Here is a 23,546-nt window from a genome sequence, read left to right as displayed (position 1 = left end):
AAGACAATATTCATTAAATGGTTGTTGGATATGCTGATGCAGATTACGGCAGATATTATGAAAGTATTGCCAATACTTTACATATTGATATTGGAAAGATCAGCAATTATACGGATGACGGTTTAAAACTTACCGGTTCACTTGAAATAGTTAAAATAAATGATAAAAAAGCATTGATAGATGTATACGTCATTAACAACAATACTTTCAATGATGGAGGTAAAATTTTATCTCAAATCAATGAATTAAATAATTTAGCACCAATTAAACCAAGTGCAAATTAATCTATTTTTTTTAAAAAAAGTTATATTAAAAAAATAGCAAATAGGGCAGTGATGCCCTAGGAAATTACTATTTAAGAATTTTATCTTTTTACATATGCTCCAGCAAGCAAACCAATAACAATAATGATCAACAATATTGGATTACCAGTAGCGTGACTGTCAGTTACTATTTTAGGTTCATTTGAATCAGATACTTCAGGCTCATTGGTTTCTTCTGAAACATCATCATCAGAACTATTTTCTAATACAGTATCAACATTTTCTTCACCCAATGGATCAAATCCAGTTGTGTTTTCTGTTGTATCATTATTTAAGTCATCTTCAATTGTGTCTTCAGTTGTATTGGTTGCAGTAAGATTCTCCGGTTCATCATCATAATTGCTTATATCATCATCCAACTTCTTAAGAATCTCCCCAATATCAGCATCAGGATTTTCACCATTCACGTCATTTTTAATCTCAACTACTTTGAATACGAAAGCAGAGACTAAAACACCATCAATATGTATTCCATCAGACTGTTTTTTAATAACATAAGCAAAGAACTTATATCCATCTTTTGTTGTATTGATATGTAAATTATTTACGTTTTCCCATATATCTGGATACCAGGTTTTTAAGATTGTATTAGATACATTCTCATTATAACCAATTCCCTTATTTCCCAATTCATTTAAATAATTAGCAAATTCATCAGAAATATTGAAATATTTGTTTAAGTTCACTTCACCTGTGGAACTGCCCTTACTTATATCATTGCCATTTTTATCAACAATATGACTCCAAACATCATCATGTTCCTCCCCATCTTTTTTAAGAGCAGAAACATTTACAGATACCTGATTCAAAGATCCCTTATAAGAACCACCAGAATTAGTGATTGGAAGATATTCTGTTACTGAGTTACTTGTATATGTCTTATTACTGTCGACGTCTTTTGGATTGAATTCACCATTTGTACGGATATACATATGTCCAGTTTCCACATCATCTGAAGAATCATCTGCACATACGAATCCGATTGAAGCTAATGTAAAAAGCATTAATATTACTAAAATTACTTTTTTCATAAAAATCTCCTTTTTAGAATATGTATTTTAATAAAGCTTTTTTACAAATTCATTAAATTCTGAACAATATTTTCTTGAATTATCATCCATTAATAGTACAACTTATAAACTAATAAATATCAAGTTATATCAAGTTTATACCATATGCAATATATTTCTTATAATATATATAATTAATGTATTATAATAAGTTTTAATTAATATTAAAAGATAATTAACTGAGAGGATAATATGAAAAGCATTCTTTATTTAACTGATCTTTTTTATGAAGCAAAAGGGCGAAATTACTACGAAGAAGATTTATTTATCATAAAACAATTGCAAGAAGGATTTTAACATAGCAATATGTCATCCAAAAGATGCTGAAGTTTTTGAAGATAATGCAGATCTAATTGTATTTAGAAATACTGGTTCTGTTATTTTTTATCAGAAAGAATATGACTTATTCAAATCAAGAGTACATGAAAAAGACCTTTTAACTTTTAATGAAATCACAGGAAAAGCAGATATGAACGGTAAACATTATCTTATTGAATTAACAGAAAATAATTATCCTGTAATCCCCACAATAGATGATATTAACAATTTTGAAAAACTTCCAAAGTCTGATTTTTATATAATAAAACCTAAGGATGGGGCGGATTCAATAGGTCTTGAAAAACTTTCTGATGAGGAATTACTGAATAAAGATTTAAAAGGGAAGAAAATGCTAATAGAACCGGCAATAGATTTCGAATATGAAGTTTCATTTTATTTTATCAATGAAAAATTTGAATATTCAATGTATACACCTAATTCAAAAAAACGTTGGGAACTCAAGGAATATGTACCAACAGAAGATGATCTTAAATTTGCAAGAAAATTCATTGAATGGAATGATATTAAATATGGAATTCAAAGAGTGGATGCATGCAGAACAAAAACAGGAAAGCTTTTATTAGTTGAACTTGAAGATTTAAATCCCTTTTTATCACTTCAAGTACAAGTGTTGAAACTCAAAAGAGATTTCTAACAGATTTAAAAAATGCATTTTTAGAACTGATTTGATAATCAGTACTCTAATATAATATAAAGTTCAAATATTTAATTAATTAAAAAAATAAAGGTAATGCGATGAAACTCATTGACGGATTAAAAACATATTTAACAGACTGGAAAAATCTTCTTACACATGGAATAGTTGGAGTAATTCTACTTTACTGTTTGCTTTTTGCTCCAATTGCTTGGTACTGGAGAGTGATTATATTAATTCTTGTTGTTGCTTTTAATTTAATTAGGATGAACTATTCTAAAAAGAATAAATAAAAAAAGTATTGGAGAATTTAAAATTAAATTCTCTAATTTTTTTTAATAAAAAAATCATTCAACAAAATACTTTTTATTTGAAATTTTATTTATCTTATTACGTAACTTTTCACGACCAGATTTTACTAAAACCTCATCAATTAAAGCATCAGTTTTTGGATCAATGGAAAATGTCATTCCAAATTTGGAATATCTTCTTAATGTGGAAATAGGTTTTTTCAGTTCTTCATAGACTTCTTCAAATTGCTCTTCATCATCTAAATCTAAAGTTAATAAATAATCAATATTATTTTTGAAGTATCTTTTAAACTCCAGTTGTCTATTGGTCATTTTAACTAAACGCCAAATATTTGCAACAGTAGTTTTTTCATCATCATGTTTTCTTCTTTCCCATACCACTTCTTCATGGCAAATTCTAGCTTCAGTAATAATATCCTTTGTTGCTTCAATGACTTTCTCATGTTTTGAATAATTCAGTAGAAAACATTCAGTAAATACATCATTAGCTCCTGAAATTTCTTCAATTTTTTCATAAATTTCAGCAACCTCATTTTTACGGAGTTTCTTAATATGGTCCATTGTCCATTTTTCAGGGTTACCTGGATTATCTGTACTTAATTTGATTGCTTCATACATTGCTTTTTTAGTAGCTTTACTTGAAGCATTGATGTTGAATTTTGCTTTGGATTCCATTTCACCTTTAACTCTTCTTTTCTTTTTGGTGATTGTTTTTTCGTTAATGGTGTAATCTCCTAAATCTTTTTGTTTGATTTCATCGATTTTATCCCATTCTCCACTTGTCAAAGGTCTTAAGCAAATTTCACCATCGAGAGATTTAATATGATACTCATGATAATCATCTCTTCCGTTTAATATTTCAGATATTGATAATACCAAAGTTATTCACCTTCCTTATTTAATTTTATTTCAAAAGTAATATTTTCATTAGAAACATTTATTGTTTCAGAGTAATTTTCATACCCAGATGCAGTTACAATTATAGTTTGAGCACCTATTGGAACATTATTTAATGTGCATCCTCCAGCACTTCCAGTTGTTGAAGATATTTCATTAATACTTACACTTGCGCCGTTTTGAATAATTCAGTAGAAAACATTCAGTAAATACTATTCCATTCCCTCTGCAAGAATGCTTTTGCATCTTTTAATGAGGCAACCTCTGTATCCATTGGAACAGAAGAAGAAATTTTACCAAAACGCTTAATAAGATAATCATCTTGTATTGTTAAATCATACTCATCAAAACTAGAAGTCAAATAATTAACTGTAGAAGGATTATAATCAGTTACAGAGACACTATCATAATCAATGTTCTGTCCTTCAACTAAACTTAAAGTGGCAGTATGAGGTGAAGGTATTTTACGAATATGAACTGTATCATCACGAAGAAAACATTCAACTTCACCATCCCAATTATACAATACATCTTTCAATGCCTCTTTACAACTACCCACAGAAGTAGAACCTTCATTAGATGAATTTGTACTTCCACCCATTACTTTAACTAGATTATTACCTAATTCTTCACGAGAAGACCCACAAGCATATGCAATCTGTGCTTTATACTTTTCACACACTTCTGCAGTAGTCATACCCCATAAATCACGAGTATAACTATCTGAACTTGCATCATCATGAGCTTTTTTAAGTTTTGCAGTTTTAGCACCATTACGTTTTGAATAATTCAGTAGAAAACATTCAGTAAATACTTTTGGTATGATTAATTTTGGAAGAGTTATTTTAACGATTCCATTTGTGAATTTTGCAGTAACTTTTTCAATGTCAATACTGTTAGAAAATCTTACAGTTTTAACACATTTACCAGATTTGATAGCAGAAGAAATTAATTCAGCTTCATCTTCTTCATCAAATTCTTCAATGTAAGGTTTGAATGTGGTTTCAATAGTGATATCATTGTCACCTGCTTCAATTGAAATTTCTTCTTTTTTAACACCTGGAACTGCTGCTTTGATGAAATATGCGTCTTTGGTTTCTACAAAATCGATGTCAATATTTTGAACGGTTGAGTTTTGAATAATTCAGTAGAAAACATTCAGTAAATACCAAAACAGTATTGGAGATTGTTGTTGTAATTATTTATACTAATTATTACCATATTATTAATTATGTTTTGTAAAGAATGCGGTGCTGAAATTGATGATGATGCGAAATTCTGTAAAGAATGTGGTACCCAATTAAATAATGAAATTAAAACCAATGAAATTAAAAAAGTTGAAGTTGAAGAGAAGATTATTAAGAAAGCAGAAATTAGTAGTGCCATTTACCTAATTCCATTAGTTGTTGGATTAATAACATTAATTTTCTTCATAGGTCTTTTTTTCATATTTTTAGCAATAATATTCTATTTCAAAGCGGGAAATGCAGAGTTAATTATAACTAATAAACATTTAATTGGTAAAGCCGGTGTTATTAGTTCTGAACAAATGCAAATACCACTAAATATGGTTAATACTGTATCATATGAAAAAGGATTTTTTGGTAAAATGTTTGGATATGGTACTATCAAAATCACTTCTCAAGTTGAGGATTGTGTATTTGAAAATGTTAAAGATGTTGAAGAGTTCCATAGAATTCTTTTATCAGAAATTAGCAAATTTGATGATAATAGAATGATTAAACAAGCCAACTACATTTCTGAAGCATTGAATTAATTATTTTAAAAGGGTTGTTTTAACTACAACTTTATCTATCTATTTTTGTTAATTTTTTTATTTTTTCTAATAGGTTTCATTATTTGAAACCTTACTATTTTTATTAGAGTATATATTGAAGGTGCATTAAGTTTTGAATAATTCAGTAGAAAACATTCAGTAAATACTCATTTCAGAACCTGGATCAACATCCACTTCCTCTCCAATTTTTGATTGAAAATATCCGAGGAGAGTACTTACTAAAAATAATCCTACTTTGTTTTCTTTGATTATTCTAGTAACAGAAATATGCTCATCTTCTTCAATACCCATCATTTTATTTCTTATTTTTGCATATCTTTCTCTGTCAAGTTCAATAGCAACAATATCGGGGTGTTGTTTTGAATAATTCAGTAGAAAACATTCAGTAAATACTTGAGAAGATCTATTAAAAATCAAATATTCCAAGGTGTAATACAAGGAGAAAACCCTCATAAATTAGCTCCAAAAATAAGTAATCTTGGATTAGAAACATTACCTAATAGTACTTTGTCACCTCGACAAAGGGCTGTAATGATTGCTAAAACAGAAGTATCACGAGCACAAAATACAGGAATGTTACAATCATATGTGAATGAAGGTTACACCGAAGTTAAGATTTTAACTGCTGAAGATGATAATGTTTGCCATATCTGTTTAAAGAATGCTTATGAGTTCAATGATGATGCAGAAATCATATACAGTAATCATGGTAAAGAAAGAGTACATAATGTTTTGAATAATTCAGTAGAAAACATTCAGTAAATACATAATAAAATTTCAATATATAAACTAAAAATAAGTTAAGATCCTTAGGATACAAGACTTTAAGGACTAGTATATTCCAATATTTTAAAAAGGTGGACTTAAATGGTTAAATTAGATGATAAACAGGAAAAAGTTGTATATTACGAGGGTAATAATCCTTTAAGCGTTGAAGCTGGTCCTGGTGCTGGAAAGACAAGGGTTATCATTGAAAGAGTTAAATATTTATTAAATGAGTTAAAAATCAAACCCGAAACTCTTCTTATAATTACATTTACAAGAAAAGCTGCAGAAGAACTAAAAGAAAGATTGGCGGATTCAGAAATTCCTAAAAGTGACATTGACTTAATGCAGATTTCAACTATTCATGGTTTTTGTTCTAGAATTTTAGAACAGAAAGGTAATATAGGCTTTGATGTTATTGATGATGATTTAAGTGAAAAAACTAATCTGTTTGTTTCTAAACACCTTAAAGATTTAGGATTTGTTGATGAGTATAGGATTCCCTCAAGAGAAGTTAAGAATATTGTAAATAAATACAATGAATATACTACATTTAATGTTGATAGTGAAAAACTAATTGATTATATTAAAAAAACAAGACCCATTTCAGAAGAATATGTTGATTTTGTTAAAAATTATTTAGATGAAACTGATGGAAAATTTCCAACAAATGAAATAAAAGAAGATGATGAACTTAAAAAATCTTATTATAATGCTAGATATTTAAAAATAGCTGAGTCATATCCTACTTATTTAGAACTTCTAAAAAAAGAGAATTTAATAGACTTTGCCTTGATGCAGGTTAAAGTATTAGAAATTTTAGAAGAAGAACCTGAAACTCCATTTGAAAATATTATGATTGATGAGTTCCAGGATACTGATCCTGTACAAATGAGGATATTTGAAATTTTAATGAATAATGCAAATACATTTACAGTAGTTGGGGATATAGAACAGAGTATTTATGGATTTAGGGGATCTCTTGAAAATTATTTTGATAAATTATATAAACATTCAAATGTTGAGAGAAAAGAATTATCTTATAATTATCGCTCAACTGATGAAATTATTGATTTTACACAGGATTTTATAACTATACAACGTAGTGAAGATGATAATAAATCAAAAGCTATTGGAAAGCGTGAAAAACATCGTGATGTATATTACATGGATAGTGATAATAAAAAAACTGAAGCAGATAAAATTATTGATTTAATTGAACACTTAAAAACCAATAATAAAATTGAGGAGTATAATGAAATTGGAATATTAGTTCGTTCTGTTAAAAACAATAGTAATTGTATTAATCCTTTAATTGAGAATTTAAAAAAGCGAAACATTCCATATCAAGTTAAAGGAAGAAAGGACTTACTTGAAAGGGATGAAATTAAATCTATTTTAACTTTATTTTTCTATATTATTAAAAATAATGAGAGCAATCATATTTTCAATAGCTGGCAAAAAGATTGGCTTAATTTAAAAGCATTTACTGGTGCGAATTTCAATCAAATTTTAGTTAATCTTTCAGATGAAACTAAAAACATTTTAAACTGTCTGCAAGATAAATTTGAACAAGATGTAATTGAGATGGAAAAAATTATCTATAAGGAATTTACAGGGGAGAAAAGTAGGATTAGAACATATTCAGGTGTTTTTAATCGTGATGAGGAAATATTAATTGAAATATTTAATCGTGTTAAGTTTCCAAGCCTTGAAAATAAATACTTAGAAGGATATGGAATAACTAATAAAGATGATTTAGAATTTTTCTATTCACTAAATTCTATAAGGAATGATTATTTATCTGCTTTGGAAGGTAAAATTGAATATAATGACCAACCAACAGTTTTAGATATTTTTATTAAACTTTTAACAATGATTGGTTGTTTAAATGAGAAATTTATTAATAATAATGAAAGCATTGTTGAAAATATTGCTCTTTTAAGTAATACTCTTTATAATTATGAGCATGTTAGAAACTCAAAAGATTTAGCAGGTGCATTCTGGTTTGTATATCATAATATTGAAGATTACGGATCTACTACATCCAATGATGGTGTGCAGATAATGACTGTTCATAAGTCTAAAGGACTTGAGTTTCCTATTGTAATTGTAGCATCAATTGAGGATAAGAAGTTTCCTCTTGAATTTAAGGATCCTAATCCTGAAAACGGTTATATTAATGGAAGACCAGTATATTACACTCCAAATGATTGTCTTGAATATAATCCTTTTAAATCAATTGAAGAGGAAAAAGAGGCTCATGATGCAGAAGAAGAAAGGGTTATATATGTTGCAATGACTCGTGCTCAAGATACATTAATTTTATCTTGTTTAGGTTTAAATGATGGAAGTGTTACAAGAGGTCATGAAAACATTAAAAAGACAATTGATTTAAATTCAGATTATTGTAAAGAATTAAATGATAATTATGATGTAATAGAGAAAACTATTTGCGATAAACCTAAAAATAATGAAGAATCAATTAAATTAAGTTTCACTTCTATTCAAAATTATATAGAATGTCCTTTTAGATATAGATTAGAACATGAATTTAATCTCAAAACCACTGAAAATAAATATATTGATGCCGGTAATTTCATACACAAAGCATTCGAAATCATTAATAAAAAAATCATAGACAATGATAATAATTATATTGGGGATGAGGAAGTTAAAAATATTGTTTCTAACTTATTTGAACGTTCTAATTTCAAAATAGAAGATGAAGAAAAAAGGTCTAAATTAAACAGTTTCATTAAAGATATTTTATATTATTATAATAATGTTGCTGGAAACTTAAAAATTATAGATTCAGAAGTTTCATTTTACATTAAAAAAGACAATTATTCACTTAATGGATTTATTGATTTAATATATGAAACAAAAGATGGTAAAATTGGAATCTTAGATTATAAAAACACAAAATCCGAGAAAAAATACTTAAAAAAATATAAAATGCAATTATACACATATATATTAGGTTTAAGGGATGAAACCAATAAATTTAAAGATATGGAAATTGGAGAGCTTTCAATATATGCAATTAAATCCAAAAAATTAGTTACAATTCCAATTAATAATGATGAAATTAATGATTGGGAATCTAAAATAGATGAAACAGTATTAAATATTGAAAATAAAAACTTTTCATCTGTAAAAAGTAAATCATGTACTAATTGCCAATATTTAGATATTTGTAATTAAGAAGTTATTTTTAATATGGTGTTTATTATTATATAAACATCATAAAATATTCACAATATTCTTAAAAAGTATTTTTCATCTGTTAGAGTTTTAGTGAATTTAATTTAGGTAACTTTAAATATTGTTTAAACACAAAATATTAATATTTTAAAATAAATTCCATTAAAATAAGGATCTTAATCTATTACATTCTAAGTTATAATACCTCTACAATAAACAGGGACTATGATTTTTTGAAATATTTTCCAATCCCTTTAGAATTGATATACTCATGATTCTACCTGGAAAATCACTTAAAAGAATATAAATATTACGATATTGATAGTATATTGTAATGAACATATATAGGTTTTTTATATGGATGAAATATTTGATGAATTAATTAAATTCCAAACTGAAAGAGATTGGAAAAAGTTTCATACTCCAGAAAATTTAGCAAAATCAATTTCAATTGAAGCAGCTGAATTATTAGAACATTTTCAATGGCAGAAAGATTATAATTCATCAGAAGTTGCTGAAGAACTAGCTGATGTATTGATATACTGTTTATATATGGCTGATGCAATGAATTTTAATGTTAAAGAAATTATTTTAAATAAAATAAAGAAAAATGCTATTAAATATCCTGTTGATAAATCTAAGGGCAATGCATTAAAATATATGGAGTTATAAACATGATTGTTTATGAAGCTACTAAAGAAGAATTCATTGATTCTGTATTTTCAGGTTCAATTACTGATGAGATTTATGATATCTACCAACAAAAAATAGGAAAATCAGGAAAATCTCAAATTAGATCTTGGGAAAACTCAATGCAATACATGTATCGTATTTTAGAAGATAAAGAAATCCCTGATGATTGTGGAGTAGCTATTGAATTTACAATTCCAACAACATCTAAAAGAATTGATTTTATATTAACAGGTTTAAATCAGTTTGAAGATGATTCAGTCGTTATCATTGAGCTTAAACAATGGGGTTCAGCTTATAAAGTTCCTGGGAAAGATGGTGTTGTTAAAACTATTTTAGGTGGAGCATTAAGGGAAACTACTCATCCTTCTTATCAAGTTTGGTCATATGCTTCTTTAATTAAAAATTTCAATCAAACAGTTGAAGAGGATGAAATTGAACTTTATCCTTGTGCTTATTTGCATAATTATGATTTTAGTGATGATGATCCATTAACTGATGAAATTTATAAGCCTTATTTTGATGAAGCACCATTATATGGTAAACATGATGCTTTAAAATTAAGAAATTTCATTAAAAAGTATATAAAATATGGTGATAATTCAGATATTTTACTTAGAATTGATAATGGAAAAATCAGACCTTCCAAAAAACTTCAAGATAATTTAGCTAGCATGCTTGAAGGAAATAAGGAATTTGTTATGATTGATGAACAGAAGATCGCCTATGAACTTGCTATTAAAATGGCTCGTGAAAGTTATATAGATGATAAAAAAAGAGTTTTAATAGTTGAAGGAGGTCCTGGAACAGGTAAATCTGTAGTAGCTATTAATTTACTTGTTGATATAATGCAGGATGATATGCTTTCTCTTTATGTTACTAAAAATTCTGCCCCAAGAGAGGTATTTTTTGAAAAGTTACGTGGTGGGAAGTACTCTTTAAACTATTTAAAAAATTTATTTAAGGGATCTGGTTCATTTACATCCTCTAAAAGTAATGAATTTGATGCAATAATAGTTGATGAGGCCCATAGATTAAATAAAAAATCAGGCATGTATAATAATTTAGGTGAGAATCAAGTAAAAGAAATAATTAATGCAGCTAAATTTAGTGTATTTTTCATTGATAAACATCAAAGAGTCACTTTAAAAGATTATGGTAGTATTGAAGCTATTTATGAATTTGCAAAGGAATTTGATGCTGAAATTGAACATATTAAACTGGAATCTCAATTCAGATGCAATGGGTCTGATGGATATTTATCTTGGTTAAATGATGTTTTAGAAATAGAAGAAACTGCTAATTTTGATGGATTTGACTTTGATTATGATTTTAGAGTTCTTGATTCGCCTGGAGAGTTAAAAGACTTGATTTTCAAAAAAAATTCAAATAACAATGCAAGATTATTAGCAGGTTACTGTTGGGATTGGATTAAAGAAGGAAAAAATAATACTTATGTTCATGATATTGTAATTGATAACTTTGAAATGAGTTGGAACTTAGGAAATTCAAAAACATGGGCAATAGATGAGAACTCAATAAATGAAATAGGATGTATTCACACATCACAAGGCCTAGAATTTGATTATGTTGGTGTAATAATCGGAAATGATCTTCGCTTTGATGGTGAAAAAATAGTAACAGATTTTGAAAAAAGAGCTAAAACTGATCAGTCTTTAAGAGGAATTAAAAAGATGTATAAAGAAAATCCTAAAAAAGCTATTGAATTAGCAGATGAGATAATTAAAAATACTTACCGTACTTTGATGACTCGTGGAATGAAAGGATGTTATATTTACTGTGAAGACATGTTACTTGAGAGTTATATTAAAGATAAAATTAAAAAAATAAATCAATTTAAGTAATCTGTTTTATTATAACAAATCATATATTTTTTCTATGTCCGCTAGTACTATGATTTTAAAATGAATTAGAATCTGGAAAACATATTTTCCCAGGCAATTGACCATGACTCAATAAATGAGATGAGATACATAATATAATATTAGATTTCTCATACTTTATAGATTTTTTATCTATTTAAATAAAAAGATACAGGCATTCATGTATACACAAACACGGAATTTTTATACAATAATGTCTATTTTAAATAATCAATACAATACCTGTTTCAATACTATTGAGTCAATTTTAAATAATTCATATTTTGTAGTACTTGATATAAAAAATTAATTAATTAATTAATTAATTAATTATACACAACATTTAAATATGATTAAATTAAAATAAATTAGATAAAGATTTAAGGTAATGTATAGATTAAATTTTAAGGTTGTAAAAATGAGATTATTAATAACTTTTGAACCAATAGATGATGCAGAATATTCTGAAATCAATAAGTATGATCTTCAAGGATTCATTTATTCATTGCTTCGTGAAGATGAAAATTATAAAAATTTACACAATGTACAAGGATTTAAATTTTTTAATTTTTCCAATATTTTTCCAATATCTAAATTTGAACGTAACAATTTAAAGAAACTGATTGTATCCTCTCCTGATAAATTTTTAATCAATGCATTATATTCATCTTTAAAAAATAAAAATACTTTCAGACTAAATAAATATAAAATGGAACTATTAAAAGTAAAGATCCTAAGAAATAATGATTGTTTTAATTTCATTTCCGCAACACCCATTGTATTGTTTAAAGATAATAAAATTAACCGTTACTATTCATTTAAGCAAAATCCTGATTTTAATTTCTTTTTAAATAGAGTTAAAGACAACTCCATAAAGAAATATAATGCTTTCTATGACGATGAATTTGAATTAAATGGAAATTTATTTTCTAGCTTTGAATTTGTAAGAGAAGTATCAATTAGGATTAAAAAAAATGGCAATAGTTTCATTGTTATTGGAAGTTTATGGAGGGATTTGGAAGTTAATTTAACAAAAGATAATAAAAAATTTTATAAATTCTTATTTGACACTGGACTTGGTGAAAAAAATAGTTTAGGATTCGGTTTTTTAAACTGTAAGAGGTGATAACTTGCTTAAAGCTATTTATAATTTAGGAAAATTATGGATTGAAGCAGAAAATCTTGATAAAATCAATATTTTATTAGATAGTGGAAAACTCAACAAAAATACTCGTGACGTGATTGTTATTAATTTAATTAAGAGTTCTGATGGCTCTTTTGAGTATAATAGAGTTTATCATGAAAGTTTTGACCCAGAAAAAAATGTTAAATACTTATATAAAAAAGGATCTTCAAGAGGAACTGATATTACTCCTTCCTGCTTGCTTACTGATCCTAAAAAAACATTTAATAATAAATTCCTAAAATGGTTCAATAATAATAAAGAAAAAAATGAAATGTATAGAAAGATTAATGATTTGCTTGACTCAAACAAAGAACAAATTTTCAATGATTTAGTTGAATTACATGAATCTCTTGAAATTAGAAAAACAAATACTCTTTTAACTTTGGTGATTTCCAAAAATGATCAAAATTATTATATTGGTGATTTTAACTGTTTCAAAGAAATATTATTAGATTCTGCTAATGAAAAGTTCTACAAATCAGGAAGTAAGAAAGTTAAGGGTAATGGTACTTGCTTTTTGTGCGATGAACCCAAGGAGGTTTACGGGCTGGTTTCAAATGCAATAGGTTTTTCATTTTCAACACCTGAAAAAGTAGGTAATGTTCCAGGTATAACGCTTGAAAATCAATGGAAATTGGTACCCATCTGTAACGAATGTGCATTATACTTACAAGCTGGAAAAAAATTTGTAGAGAGATATCTGAATTTTTCTGAGTTTGGATTAACTTACTATGTAATACCAAATTTTTTATTTGATAATAAAAAAGGTTTTGATATCTTATATAGATTATTGAAGAGCAATGAACTTTCCGAAAAAAATCAAAATTCCGAAAATATAGTGGAAATTGAGGATAAGCTGAATATTTTGGTTAAAAATTTAAATGACCTTGTTGAATTTAAATTTTTATTCTATGAAGCTTCTAATAATGCATTCAATATTTTAGCTTATGTTGAAAGTGTCATTCCCTCTTGGCTAAATAGGTTATATGATGTCCAAGAAAATATTAGTGATTCTAAATTTTTCTGCGAAGAGAATATGAAACCTATCTTGGGCGACAAAACTGAAGGTAATTTTATCCAAATTATTAATTCTAACTCCAAATTTAATAAGATTAAATCTAACAAATGGTATTGGAGATTTATAAAGGATTTCACATCTTCCTTTTCCAATAAAGTATACTTAGATTTAGTTGCTAAAATTATTAATCAGAGAAAAATTGACTATTCTTTTTTACTTTCAAAAATTATGAACCAATTGAGAAGTAATTGGAGAAATGAAGAACGATATGCAATTAATATTAATATATTGAAATCATTAATGCTGTTGAATTTATTAAATCAACTAGATTTAATTAAAGGAGAAAAAATAATGAATGAAAAAGCTGAATTTGACTTAGAATCTATGTTAAATACACCTGCTAAGTACGCTTGTTTCTTACTAGGTGCATTGACTCGTAGATTATTAAATGTACAATATAAAGAATTGAACTCAACACCATTTTATAATAAATTATGGGGATTATCCTTAGACCAAAAGAAAATTAAAAAGCTTTATCCTATGGTAATTAATAAATTAAGGGAATATGATAAAGCATATTTAGAAATGGAAGAGGATATTTCTAAATATTTAATGGCTGCAGAGAATAAATGGGGATTAAAAAAGGATGAAACTAGTTATTTCTTTGTTTTAGGTTTCACACTCCCATATATTATTAATCAAAATAAACAAAAAGAGGATGATTCAAATGAATAGAAGTGAAATTTTATTTTTGTATGATATTACTGATGCAAATCCTAATGGAGATCCATTAGATGACAATAAACCTAGATTAGATGAAGAAACTGAGAAGAATATTGTTACTGATGTTAGACTTAAAAGAACAATCCGTGACTACTTACATGATTTCAAAAACCAAGGTATCTTCATCAAAGAAATTAAAAATGACGATGGAACAATCCAAGATGCTAAAACCAGAGCAAACGATTATTCCACAACTGGTGGAAAATATGGTTCTATCGACGAAGCAAAAATTGATTTAAAAGAAAACATTCTCAGGGAATGTATTGATGTAAGATTATTCGGTGCTACAATTCCAATCCAATTAAAAAGTAAAAAAAGTTCCATAACATTAACAGGACCTGTACAATTCAGAATGGGAAGATCTTTGAATGAAGTTGAAATAATGCACATAAAAGGTACTGGTGCATTTGCCTCAGGTGAAGGAAAAGACCAAAAAACATTCAGGGAAGAATATATTGTTCCATATTCATTAATTGGCTTTTATGGTATTGTTAATGAAAATGCAGCTCTTGAAACAAATTTAACCGATGAAGATGTTAATTTATTGATGGATGGAATTTGGAATGGTACTAAAAACTTAATTTCACGATCAAAATTCGGTCAAATTCCACGAATGTTGCTTCAAATTGAATATAATGAAAATAATTACTTTATTGGTGATTTAAACAATAAATTAGCTATTAATCATGATTTTGATGATGATAAAAAATTAAGAAATATTAAAGAATTAGAAATTGATGTTTCTAGATTAATTCAAGCTATTGAAAATAATGCTAATAAAATAGAGAGAATTAATTATAAATTTGATTCTGAAGTATTTATCAAAGATTATACATCTATTGATGCTCTTTTAAATGAATTAAACAATAAAGGAATTGAAACTTCTGAAATTGAATTTTGAGGGATTTAAATGACAGACAAGCTATTAGTTTTTGACATATGGGGGGATTATGGATATTTTAGACAAGGATTCACATCCACTTCCACTATCACATATCCTTTTCCAAGTAGAACTTCAATTACAGGATTGATTTCTGCAATTTTAGGTTTAGAAAAAGATAGCTATCACGATATTTTCAATGAAGAAAACAGCAAAATCGGTTTAAGAATATTAAATCCTATTAAAAAAATGAACATTAATTTAAATTACATAAATACAAAAGGAAATAAATTTTTATTGTCTGATATATCAGAAAATCCGAGAGTTCAAGTTCAAGCAGAATTTCTGAAAGATGTTAAATACAGAATATATATTTCATTAAAAGACACTCAATTATTAAATGAATTATTTGAATTAATTAAAAATCATAAATCTGTATATACTCCATGTTTAGGTATTAGTGAGTGTATTGCTGATTTTAGTTTGGCTTATGATGATTTATTGGATTTAAACAAGATGACTGGTGAAAATATTGATATAAATTCAGTTATTTTAAAAGACAATTACAAACTTGTCATTGAGCCGAATAAAAAATATGGAATTACTAAGAGCCCCGGTTTTATGAATTCTGAAAGGGTTGTTTCCAAATTCCTAGAATTTTATTATGAGGAAAATGGAAACACAATTCAAATAGAAAGTGGTGAATATTATTCTGTTGGTGATGAAAATGTCATCTTGTACTGAATTAATGTCTCATCCTAAAAAAAGATTAGAAGACCATTTGGAAAATGTTGCTAACTTTTCCAAAAACTCTTTTAATTTTTTGAATATTGAAAATAATGATTTATTTTCTAAAATAAGTTTCATTATTGGTTTGACTCATGATTTTGCTAAATCAACATCCTATTTTCAAAATTATTTATTGAATGGAGCAAGCAAGGCAAATACTCCTCATAGTTATTTATCTTCAATTTTTACTTATTTTGCCGTTAAAGATTATTTATCTAAAAATAATATAAATTTTAAAGCTTTGTCAATTATTTCTTATATTGTTGTTTTAAGACATCACAGTAATTTAAAAAATGTCCCATCTGAACTTCCTGGAAAGCAATCAAAAAAAACAATGGTCAAAAATCAATTAAATGATTTGAAAAATTCCAATATAACCCTTAGGAATTTTTATAATAAATTTGACATTGATTTTGATTGTTTTTTTGATAAATTTGAAGATCTGATTCATGAAATTGAAACCGACTTACTCATGTTTGAAATAGAACCTAATTCCAATTATTACTTTTTATTGATGCTATTTTATTCAATTTTATTGGATGCCGATAAGATGGATGCATCTAAAACAGATACTATAGAAAGATTAATGATTGATGAAAATATTGTAGATGATTATAAGAAAAATAAATTCACAGATAATGAGTCTGATATTAATATTATCCGTGAAAAAGCATATTGTGAGGTCATTGACAATATCAATAATTTAGATTTAAATGAGAAAATACTTTCAATTAATCTTCCAACAGGTATAGGTAAAACACTAACCGGTTTTTCTGTAGCTTTAAAGCTAAAAGAAAAAATCAATAAAGAATTAAACTTTAATCCAAGAATCATATACTCTTTGCCTTTTTTGACAATAATTGATCAAAATGAAGAGGTAATTAAGGATATTCTCAATAACGCCAACTTAGAAGGTAATAATTATTTATTAAAACACAACTTTTTATCAGATATGAATTATAGGAATAATAATGAAGAGGAATATGATATTTCCAATTCCAAATTATTAATTGAAGGATGGAACTCTGAAATTATAATCACAACCTTTGTCCAATTCTTCAATACTATTTTATCAAATCAGAATAAAACATTGAGAAGATTTCATAATTTGACTAATTCTATAATAATTTTAGATGAAATTCAGTCTATTCCTCATAAATACTGGAAAATCATCAATCATCTATTTAAAAAATTAACTGATGAATATAATTGTTATATTATCATAATGACTGCTACACAGCCATTATTATTCACTGAAAATGAGATAATCTCATTAGTTAGTGATGTGAATTATTATTTTAATCAATTTGACAGAATTAATTATAATTTTGATTTAACACCACAAAATTTAGATGAATTTAAAGAAGAAGTATTTGAAAAAGTTTATAATTCAAATAAAGATTTCATGTTTGTATTAAATACTATAAACTCCGCCATTGATTTATATAATTTTATCAAGGAAAAATATCAATTTTTAGAAAAATGCTGTGATGAAAATGGTATTTTTTATATAAATGATTCAACACAATTGATATTTCTTTCAACTAATATCATTCCCAAACATAGGCTAGAACGAATTAACAAGATTAAAAATTCTAATAAACGTAACATCATTGTTACAACTCAGTTAATTGAAGCTGGCGTCGATATTGATGTTGATGTGGTTTATAGGGATTTAGCTCCTCTAGATTCAATTATTCAAACTGCAGGTAGATGTAATAGGAATAATTCTAAGGAAAAAGGAGAGGTCAATATTATTTTATTAAATGACAATAGAAGAAACTATTCAAACTATGTTTATGATTCATTATTATTGAATACAACAAAAGAATTATTAGAATCTTTTGAGAATGTTGTTTCTGAAAAGGAATTTAATCTGACGGCTTCCAAACGTTATTTTGAATTATTATTAAAAAGATCATCACAGGAAGAGAATTTGGAACAATATATTGAATATTTGAAATTTGAGGAAATTTATCATAATTTTAACCTGATTGAAGAAAAAGTACCAAAAGTGGATGTGTTCATTGAAATAAATTCTGATGCTTGTGATGTTTACAAACAATTTAAGTCTATAATTAATAATACTTCAGGATTTGAGCGTAAAAATGAGTTTTTAAAAATTAAAAGCGAATTTTACAAATACATTATTTCGGTTCCCGAAAATAAAATTGGTGCAACTAATTTCATTGAAAATGCGAATACTTTTGTAATTGAAAATTATGAAATTGATAGAAAGTATGCTCTTGATATTGGGTTTTTATCTCAAGATAATGAAAATGCATTTATTATTTAAGATATTATGGAAAACAAAAAGATTACTGGGGTTATGGTTCAATATTATGTTACATGTAAACGTGAACTATGGTTTTATTCTCACCAAATCAATATGAATTATAATAATGAAGATATAAGTATTGGTAAATTAATTCATGAGAGAAGCTATTCTCGTGAAAATAAAGAAGTTAAAGTAGATAACATGGTTTTTGATTATATTAAAAATGATGGTGATTTAAAGATTTTTGAGATGAAAAAATCTAGTAAATTGTCAATTGGCGCGAAATATCAATTATATTTCTATTTATATAATCTAAAAGACATTGAACCTAATGCTAAAGGCATTTTAATATATCCTAAAGAAAGAAAAAAAGAAGAAGTAATTTTAACTGATGAAATTATTAAAGAAATGGATGATATTTTAGAAGGCATCATTGAAATAATTAATTTAGAGATACCTCCAAAAGCTAAAAAGATGCCCTATTGTAAACGTTGTTCGTTTTATGAATTATGTATGGTGTGAATAATCATGAAAAATCCATTATATATAACATCACATGGAATATTATCAAGAAAAAATAACACAATATTTTTTGTTAATGAAGAAGGAAAAAAGCAATTGCCTATTCATGCAATAAATGAAATAAATTGCTTTGGTAAAGTTTCCCTCAAATCTGGGGCATCATCATTATTTATGAAAGAAGGAATTGTTGTAAATTTCTTCAATAAATATGGTTTTTATGAAGGATCATTATATCCAAAAATCAAATTCAATTCAGGACTTGTTGTTGTAAAACAATCAGAGCATTATTTAGATAAAAATAAACGTGAATTTATTGCAAAAGAATTTGTTGAAGGAATAAAACATAATACACTAAAAACATTAAAATATTATTCTAAAAAAGGAAAAGAAGTAGATTTATTTATTGAAAATATTAAAAAAGAGAATATTGCTGGCGACATTTCTCAAATAATGAGTAGTGAAGGAAGAATATGGAATAATTTTTATCAAAGCTTCAATAAAATTTTAAGGAAGTTCCATTTTCATAAAAGAGAAATTAGACCTCCAACAAATGAGATAAACTCATTAATTTCGTTTGGAAATTCTTTACTGTACAGTACCGTACTTTCAGAATTATACCAAACATACCTCCATCCTTCAGTTAGCTATTTACATGAACCTTCCGAGAGAAGATTTTCATTATCATTGGATCTTGCCGACATATTCAAACCAATCATTGTTGATCGGACAATATTTAAGCTAGTGAATAATAATATGATTGGAAAAAAGCATTTCTCAAAGGATGTTGGAGTTCTTTTAAATGAAAAAGGAAAGCAAATATTCATATCTGAATACCAAAAAAAGTTAGAAACAACAATTAAACATCCAACTTTACATAAAAAAGTTTCTTATAGATATTTAATAAGATTAGAAGGTTATAAGTTGATTAAACATGTTTTAAATGATCAAAAATATGAAAGTTTTAAGATGTGGTGGTAATGTATCTTATTATCGTTTATGACATAAATGTTGAAAGAGTAAATAAAGTACATAAATTCTTAAAAACTTACTTGCATTGGCAACAAAATTCAGTATTCGAAGGAAAAGTTACTAAATCCCAATATAAAACAATCATGTTAGAATTGGAAGATTTAATTGATAAAAATGAAGATTCAATAATTATTTATCAAGTGCCTTCAAAATTTTTAGAGAAAAATGTTTTAGGGATTGAAAAAAATCCCATTAGTTTTATTATTTAGTCCTCCTTTATAAAGAAGCAACATTAATATAGGTGGACTTTCAGACTATTATACAGAAAGATTTTTAGATAGTTATTCGCATATTTAAGGATTTTTCGCCTCGGTTTAAAATAGACAGTATTGTATAGAAATGCCATTGCGTAATAAAATATCACGAACCTAAAAAATAGTTTAAAATAGACAGTATTGTATAGAAATGAGTTGAGGACTCATCTTTTTCATAATTGCCCTTTCAAGTTTAAAATAGACAGTATTGTATAGAAATGAATATGTTTTATTTTTTTTTAATAATTTTTTTGATTGGGTTTAAAATAGACAGTATTGTATAGAAATTAAACTTAGAGGATAACAAAAACCTAACAACAGACTTGTTTAAAATAGACAGTATTGTATAGAAATTATCATTCTGTCCATAGCACATTGTAAATCGTTTATTGTTTAAAATAGACAGTATTGTATAGAAATTAATAAAATCTCAACTAAAAACATTAAAATCATATTGTTTAAAATAGACAGTATTGTATAGAAATGGAGTTAATTTTGTTCCCATATTAGTTCCAGTCACAGTTTAAAATAGACAGTATTGTATAGAAATTAAATTTAAAACTAATATGATTTTTAGGAGTATTATCGTTTAAAATAGACAGTATTGTATAGAAATTTTTCTACCACGATATTTTGTAGTTTCAACCTTAAAGTTTAAAATAGACAGTATTGTATAGAAATGTTAATTCAGCAATGTCTTTATGTCCTATACAACTGTTTAAAATAGACAGTATTGTATAGAAATTATGTGATTAGATGTAATGTATTATTATGAAATCTGTGTTTAAAATAGACAGTATTGTATAGAAATCATTTTCATTCCAATACCTATGTTTTTTACCGAAACGTTTAAAATAGACAGTATTGTATAGAAATTTAAATCATAGTCTTGTTCAGAAAAGTTTTGAAAATAAGTTTAAAATAGACAGTATTGTATAGAAATGGTTTAACTGTCACTACTGCTGGTGAATTACAATCTAGTTTAAAATAGACAGTATTGTATAGAAATTTGATGGTTTGAAAGGTTTAATTAAACAAGCCGAAGAGTTTAAAATAGACAGTATTGTATAGAAATACATCATAATTCACCAGCATATTTAATCAAACTCTCCGGTTTAAAATAGACAGTATTGTATAGAAATTCAACTGCATCTAATATTAAACAATCTGAAGAAGATAGTTTAAAATAGACAGTATTGTATAGAAATATTTTTCAGTAATAATCATTCTCCATTTTATTCATTTGTTTAAAATAGACAGTATTGTATAGAAATTTCATTGTATACCTCCAAATGATTTTATATAGTCTAGTTTAAAATAGACAGTATTGTATAGAAATATATATACTCCTGCAGGTCATAAGTTGTTTTATAGACGTGTTTAAAATAGACAGTATTGTATAGAAATAACAAGCAATATTAAATATAGGAGAGTCAGCAATTGGTTTAAAATAGACAGTATTGTATAGAAATTAATTATTATTTTTAAATAATTTTTGTCCTAATATGGAGTTTAAAATAGACAGTATTGTATAGAAATACCAACACAAATAAAAAATTAAGGGGGATCGCTTATAGTTTAAAATAGACAGTATTGTATAGAAATAATTCTCTTGTTGAACCACCTTTCCGTAGTTCTAATGTTTAAAATAGACAGTATTGTATAGAAATCTTTTTCCTTGAATTAAACTTATATCAGCATTTGAAGTTTAAAATAGACAGTATTGTATAGAAATCTATCTGTCACATTTACTACTACCTGTTTCATACAAGTTTAAAATAGACAGTATTGTATAGAAATATTGAAAAAATAGATTCAAATATTGCTTCAGCTATTAAGTTTAAAATAGACAGTATTGTATAGAAATCACCTAAAATATAATTTTCCTTTCTCTTTTTTCCCTGTTTAAAATAGACAGTATTGTATAGAAATGCGAAAGACAATTGGCTGGAACTGGTATTACTATGAAGTTTAAAATAGACAGTATTGTATAGAAATCAAGACGCTACTGGAAAATATTTAGATTTACACGGGTTTAAAATAGACAGTATTGTATAGAAATTTATCCGAGTGGTAATCCTAAAAAACCGTTGGCTCAATGTTTAAAATAGACAGTATTGTATAGAAATATCTACTAATTTTATATTCTAACATTCTTTCATATGGGTTTAAAATAGACAGTATTGTATAGAAATCAACTTATGAATTCGTGATTGTAGGTTGCATCTAATGTTTAAAATAGACAGTATTGTATAGAAATTAGTTTACATATATATGAAACAGATTATAAACAAGCTTTGTTTAAAATAGACAGTATTGTATAGAAATGTGATTAACGATGATATTATTGTTCCTCTCACTACTGAGTTTAAAATAGACAGTATTGTATAGAAATTAAAGTCAGTCCATGTAAAATAAGTATTGGTGAACCAGTTTAAAATAGACAGTATTGTATAGAAATAAAACGGAATATGGTTTTGTATTTACGGTGGAGCATGGTTTAAAATAGACAGTATTGTATAGAAATTTTATTAATATAGAAAAGTATATATATAAGAACAAAGTTTAAAATAGACAGTATTGTATAGAAATGCATAAATAATACAATTTTGTATTTGGTTGTTACACGAGTTTAAAATAGACAGTATTGTATAGAAATTGTTGAAAGATGGGATCAATCCAATAAAAATGGTGAGTTTAAAATAGACAGTATTGTATAGAAATTCACAAGTGTATCAATTGATTCAACAAACCAAAACAGTTTAAAATAGACAGTATTGTATAGAAATATTATATCCTCTTTTATTCATTAATCCTTTGCAATTTGGTTTAAAATAGACAGTATTGTATAGAAATCAGATGGTTCGGATAGTGTAGTGTTTGAATTTAA

Annotated in this window: 20 protein-coding genes, 2 pseudogenes and 1 CRISPR repeat array; of the genes and pseudogenes, 16 read left to right on the top strand and 6 right to left on the bottom strand. The window is 26.3% G+C overall.

Annotation, left to right across the window (positions count from 1 at the left end; all coding sequences use genetic code 11):
- Positions 1 to 17: 17 nt before the first annotated feature.
- Positions 18 to 284, top strand: coding sequence for a hypothetical protein (locus ACI389_RS05150; RefSeq protein ID WP_304096275.1), 267 nt, complete (start codon positions 18 to 20; stop codon positions 282 to 284).
- An 80-nt stretch (positions 285 to 364) separates the two neighbouring features.
- Here ACI389_RS05150 and ACI389_RS05145 read toward each other — a convergent pair whose 3' ends face one another.
- Positions 365 to 1,354, bottom strand: coding sequence for a hypothetical protein (locus ACI389_RS05145; RefSeq protein ID WP_439780476.1), 990 nt, complete (start codon positions 1,352 to 1,354; stop codon positions 365 to 367).
- A gap of 508 nt (positions 1,355 to 1,862) precedes the next feature.
- Between ACI389_RS05145 and ACI389_RS05140 the strand changes: the two genes are divergently transcribed.
- Together ACI389_RS05140 and ACI389_RS05135 are read left to right on the top strand one after the other, a co-directional pair.
- Complete coding sequence (locus ACI389_RS05140) at positions 1,863 to 2,366, top strand: hypothetical protein (protein WP_439780475.1); 504 nt, start codon at positions 1,863 to 1,865, stop codon at positions 2,364 to 2,366.
- Between the two features lie 101 nt (positions 2,367 to 2,467).
- On the top strand, positions 2,468 to 2,659 hold the full coding sequence (locus tag ACI389_RS05135; RefSeq protein WP_294007809.1) for a hypothetical protein: 192 nt from the start codon (positions 2,468 to 2,470) through the stop codon (positions 2,657 to 2,659).
- Between the two features lie 54 nt (positions 2,660 to 2,713).
- On the opposite strand, the gene ACI389_RS05130 is transcribed toward ACI389_RS05135, so the two are convergent.
- The 4 genes and pseudogenes from ACI389_RS05130 to ACI389_RS05115 form a co-directional block, all read right to left on the bottom strand.
- A complete protein-coding gene (locus tag ACI389_RS05130) occupies positions 2,714 to 3,556 on the bottom strand; it encodes a hypothetical protein (RefSeq protein ID WP_439780474.1) in 843 nt (280 codons plus the stop codon).
- A gap of 2 nt (positions 3,557 to 3,558) precedes the next feature.
- A complete protein-coding gene (locus ACI389_RS05125) occupies positions 3,559 to 3,759 on the bottom strand; it encodes a PEGA domain-containing protein (protein WP_439780604.1) in 201 nt (66 codons plus the stop codon).
- 17 nt (positions 3,760 to 3,776) lie between these two features.
- Positions 3,777 to 4,271, bottom strand: coding sequence for a hypothetical protein (locus ACI389_RS05120; RefSeq protein ID WP_439780473.1), 495 nt, complete (start codon positions 4,269 to 4,271; stop codon positions 3,777 to 3,779).
- A gap of 189 nt (positions 4,272 to 4,460) precedes the next feature.
- Positions 4,461 to 4,652 (bottom strand): annotated as a pseudogene (locus tag ACI389_RS05115) (Hsp20/alpha crystallin family protein); the annotation flags it as partial.
- Between the two features lie 153 nt (positions 4,653 to 4,805).
- On the opposite strand from ACI389_RS05115, the gene ACI389_RS05110 reads away from it, so the two are divergent.
- A complete protein-coding gene (locus tag ACI389_RS05110) occupies positions 4,806 to 5,351 on the top strand; it encodes a PH domain-containing protein (RefSeq protein WP_439780472.1) in 546 nt (181 codons plus the stop codon).
- A gap of 168 nt (positions 5,352 to 5,519) precedes the next feature.
- Here ACI389_RS05110 and ACI389_RS05105 read toward each other — a convergent pair.
- Positions 5,520 to 5,732 (bottom strand): annotated as a pseudogene (locus ACI389_RS05105) (TraB/GumN family protein); the annotation flags it as partial.
- A 33-nt stretch (positions 5,733 to 5,765) separates the two neighbouring features.
- Between ACI389_RS05105 and ACI389_RS05100 the strand changes: the two are divergent.
- The 12 genes from ACI389_RS05100 (at position 5,766) to cas2 (ending at position 20,611) form a co-directional block, all read left to right on the top strand.
- Positions 5,766 to 6,134, top strand: coding sequence for a phage minor head protein (locus tag ACI389_RS05100; protein ID WP_439780471.1), 369 nt, complete (start codon positions 5,766 to 5,768; stop codon positions 6,132 to 6,134).
- A 105-nt stretch (positions 6,135 to 6,239) separates the two neighbouring features.
- On the top strand, positions 6,240 to 9,344 hold the full coding sequence (locus ACI389_RS05095; RefSeq protein ID WP_439780470.1) for an ATP-dependent DNA helicase: 3,105 nt from the start codon (positions 6,240 to 6,242) through the stop codon (positions 9,342 to 9,344).
- Between the two features lie 357 nt (positions 9,345 to 9,701).
- Complete coding sequence (locus tag ACI389_RS05090; RefSeq protein WP_439780469.1) at positions 9,702 to 10,016, top strand: nucleotide pyrophosphohydrolase; 315 nt, start codon at positions 9,702 to 9,704, stop codon at positions 10,014 to 10,016.
- Between the two features lie 2 nt (positions 10,017 to 10,018).
- Positions 10,019 to 11,899, top strand: coding sequence for a DNA/RNA helicase domain-containing protein (locus tag ACI389_RS05085; protein WP_439780468.1), 1,881 nt, complete (start codon positions 10,019 to 10,021; stop codon positions 11,897 to 11,899).
- 436 nt (positions 11,900 to 12,335) lie between these two features.
- Positions 12,336 to 13,043, top strand: a complete 708-nt coding sequence (gene cas6, locus ACI389_RS05080) for a CRISPR-associated endoribonuclease Cas6 (RefSeq protein WP_439780467.1) — start codon at positions 12,336 to 12,338, stop codon at positions 13,041 to 13,043.
- 4 nt (positions 13,044 to 13,047) lie between these two features.
- Positions 13,048 to 14,856 carry a TIGR02556 family CRISPR-associated protein gene (locus tag ACI389_RS05075; protein ID WP_439780466.1) on the top strand — a complete coding sequence of 603 codons (1,809 nt, stop codon included), beginning with the start codon at positions 13,048 to 13,050 and terminating at the stop codon, positions 14,854 to 14,856.
- Positions 14,849 to 15,805 (top strand): type I-B CRISPR-associated protein Cas7/Csh2, encoded by a 957-nt coding sequence (cas7b, locus tag ACI389_RS05070; RefSeq protein ID WP_439780465.1) that lies wholly within the window; start codon positions 14,849 to 14,851, stop codon positions 15,803 to 15,805. Before ACI389_RS05075 ends, cas7b begins: the two co-directional genes overlap by 8 nt.
- Positions 15,806 to 15,814: 9 nt before the next feature.
- Entirely contained in the window at positions 15,815 to 16,528 is a 714-nt protein-coding gene (gene cas5b, locus ACI389_RS05065; protein ID WP_439780464.1) for a type I-B CRISPR-associated protein Cas5b, read from the top strand.
- On the top strand, positions 16,512 to 18,869 hold the full coding sequence (gene cas3, locus ACI389_RS05060) for a CRISPR-associated helicase Cas3' (protein WP_439780463.1): 2,358 nt from the start codon (positions 16,512 to 16,514) through the stop codon (positions 18,867 to 18,869). The genes cas5b and cas3 overlap by 17 nt, the downstream gene beginning before the upstream one ends.
- 6 nt (positions 18,870 to 18,875) lie before the next feature.
- The gene (gene cas4 / locus ACI389_RS05055) at positions 18,876 to 19,373 is read left to right on the top strand and encodes a CRISPR-associated protein Cas4 (RefSeq protein ID WP_439780462.1); all 498 of its coding nucleotides are present in this window, start codon (positions 18,876 to 18,878) and stop codon (positions 19,371 to 19,373) included.
- Positions 19,374 to 19,379: 6 nt separating this feature from the next.
- Entirely contained in the window at positions 19,380 to 20,351 is a 972-nt protein-coding gene (gene cas1b, locus ACI389_RS05050) for a type I-B CRISPR-associated endonuclease Cas1b (RefSeq protein WP_439780461.1), read from the top strand.
- Positions 20,351 to 20,611 carry a CRISPR-associated endonuclease Cas2 gene (cas2, locus tag ACI389_RS05045; protein WP_439780460.1) on the top strand — a complete coding sequence of 87 codons (261 nt, stop codon included), beginning with the start codon at positions 20,351 to 20,353 and terminating at the stop codon, positions 20,609 to 20,611. Before cas1b ends, cas2 begins: the two co-directional genes overlap by 1 nt.
- A gap of 103 nt (positions 20,612 to 20,714) precedes the next feature.
- Positions 20,715 to 23,512: direct repeats of the CRISPR family, unit length 29 nt; unit sequence GTTTAAAATAGACAGTATTGTATAGAAAT.
- Between the last annotated feature and the right edge of the window lie 34 nt (positions 23,513 to 23,546).

Origin of the sequence: Methanobrevibacter sp. (assembly GCF_051877095.1) — an archaeon.
In the GTDB taxonomy this organism is placed as follows: Archaea; Methanobacteriota; Methanobacteria; order Methanobacteriales; family Methanobacteriaceae; genus Methanocatella.
Note: the sequence above shows the minus strand (reverse complement) of the source record. Positions and strands in the feature narration are given on the sequence as shown.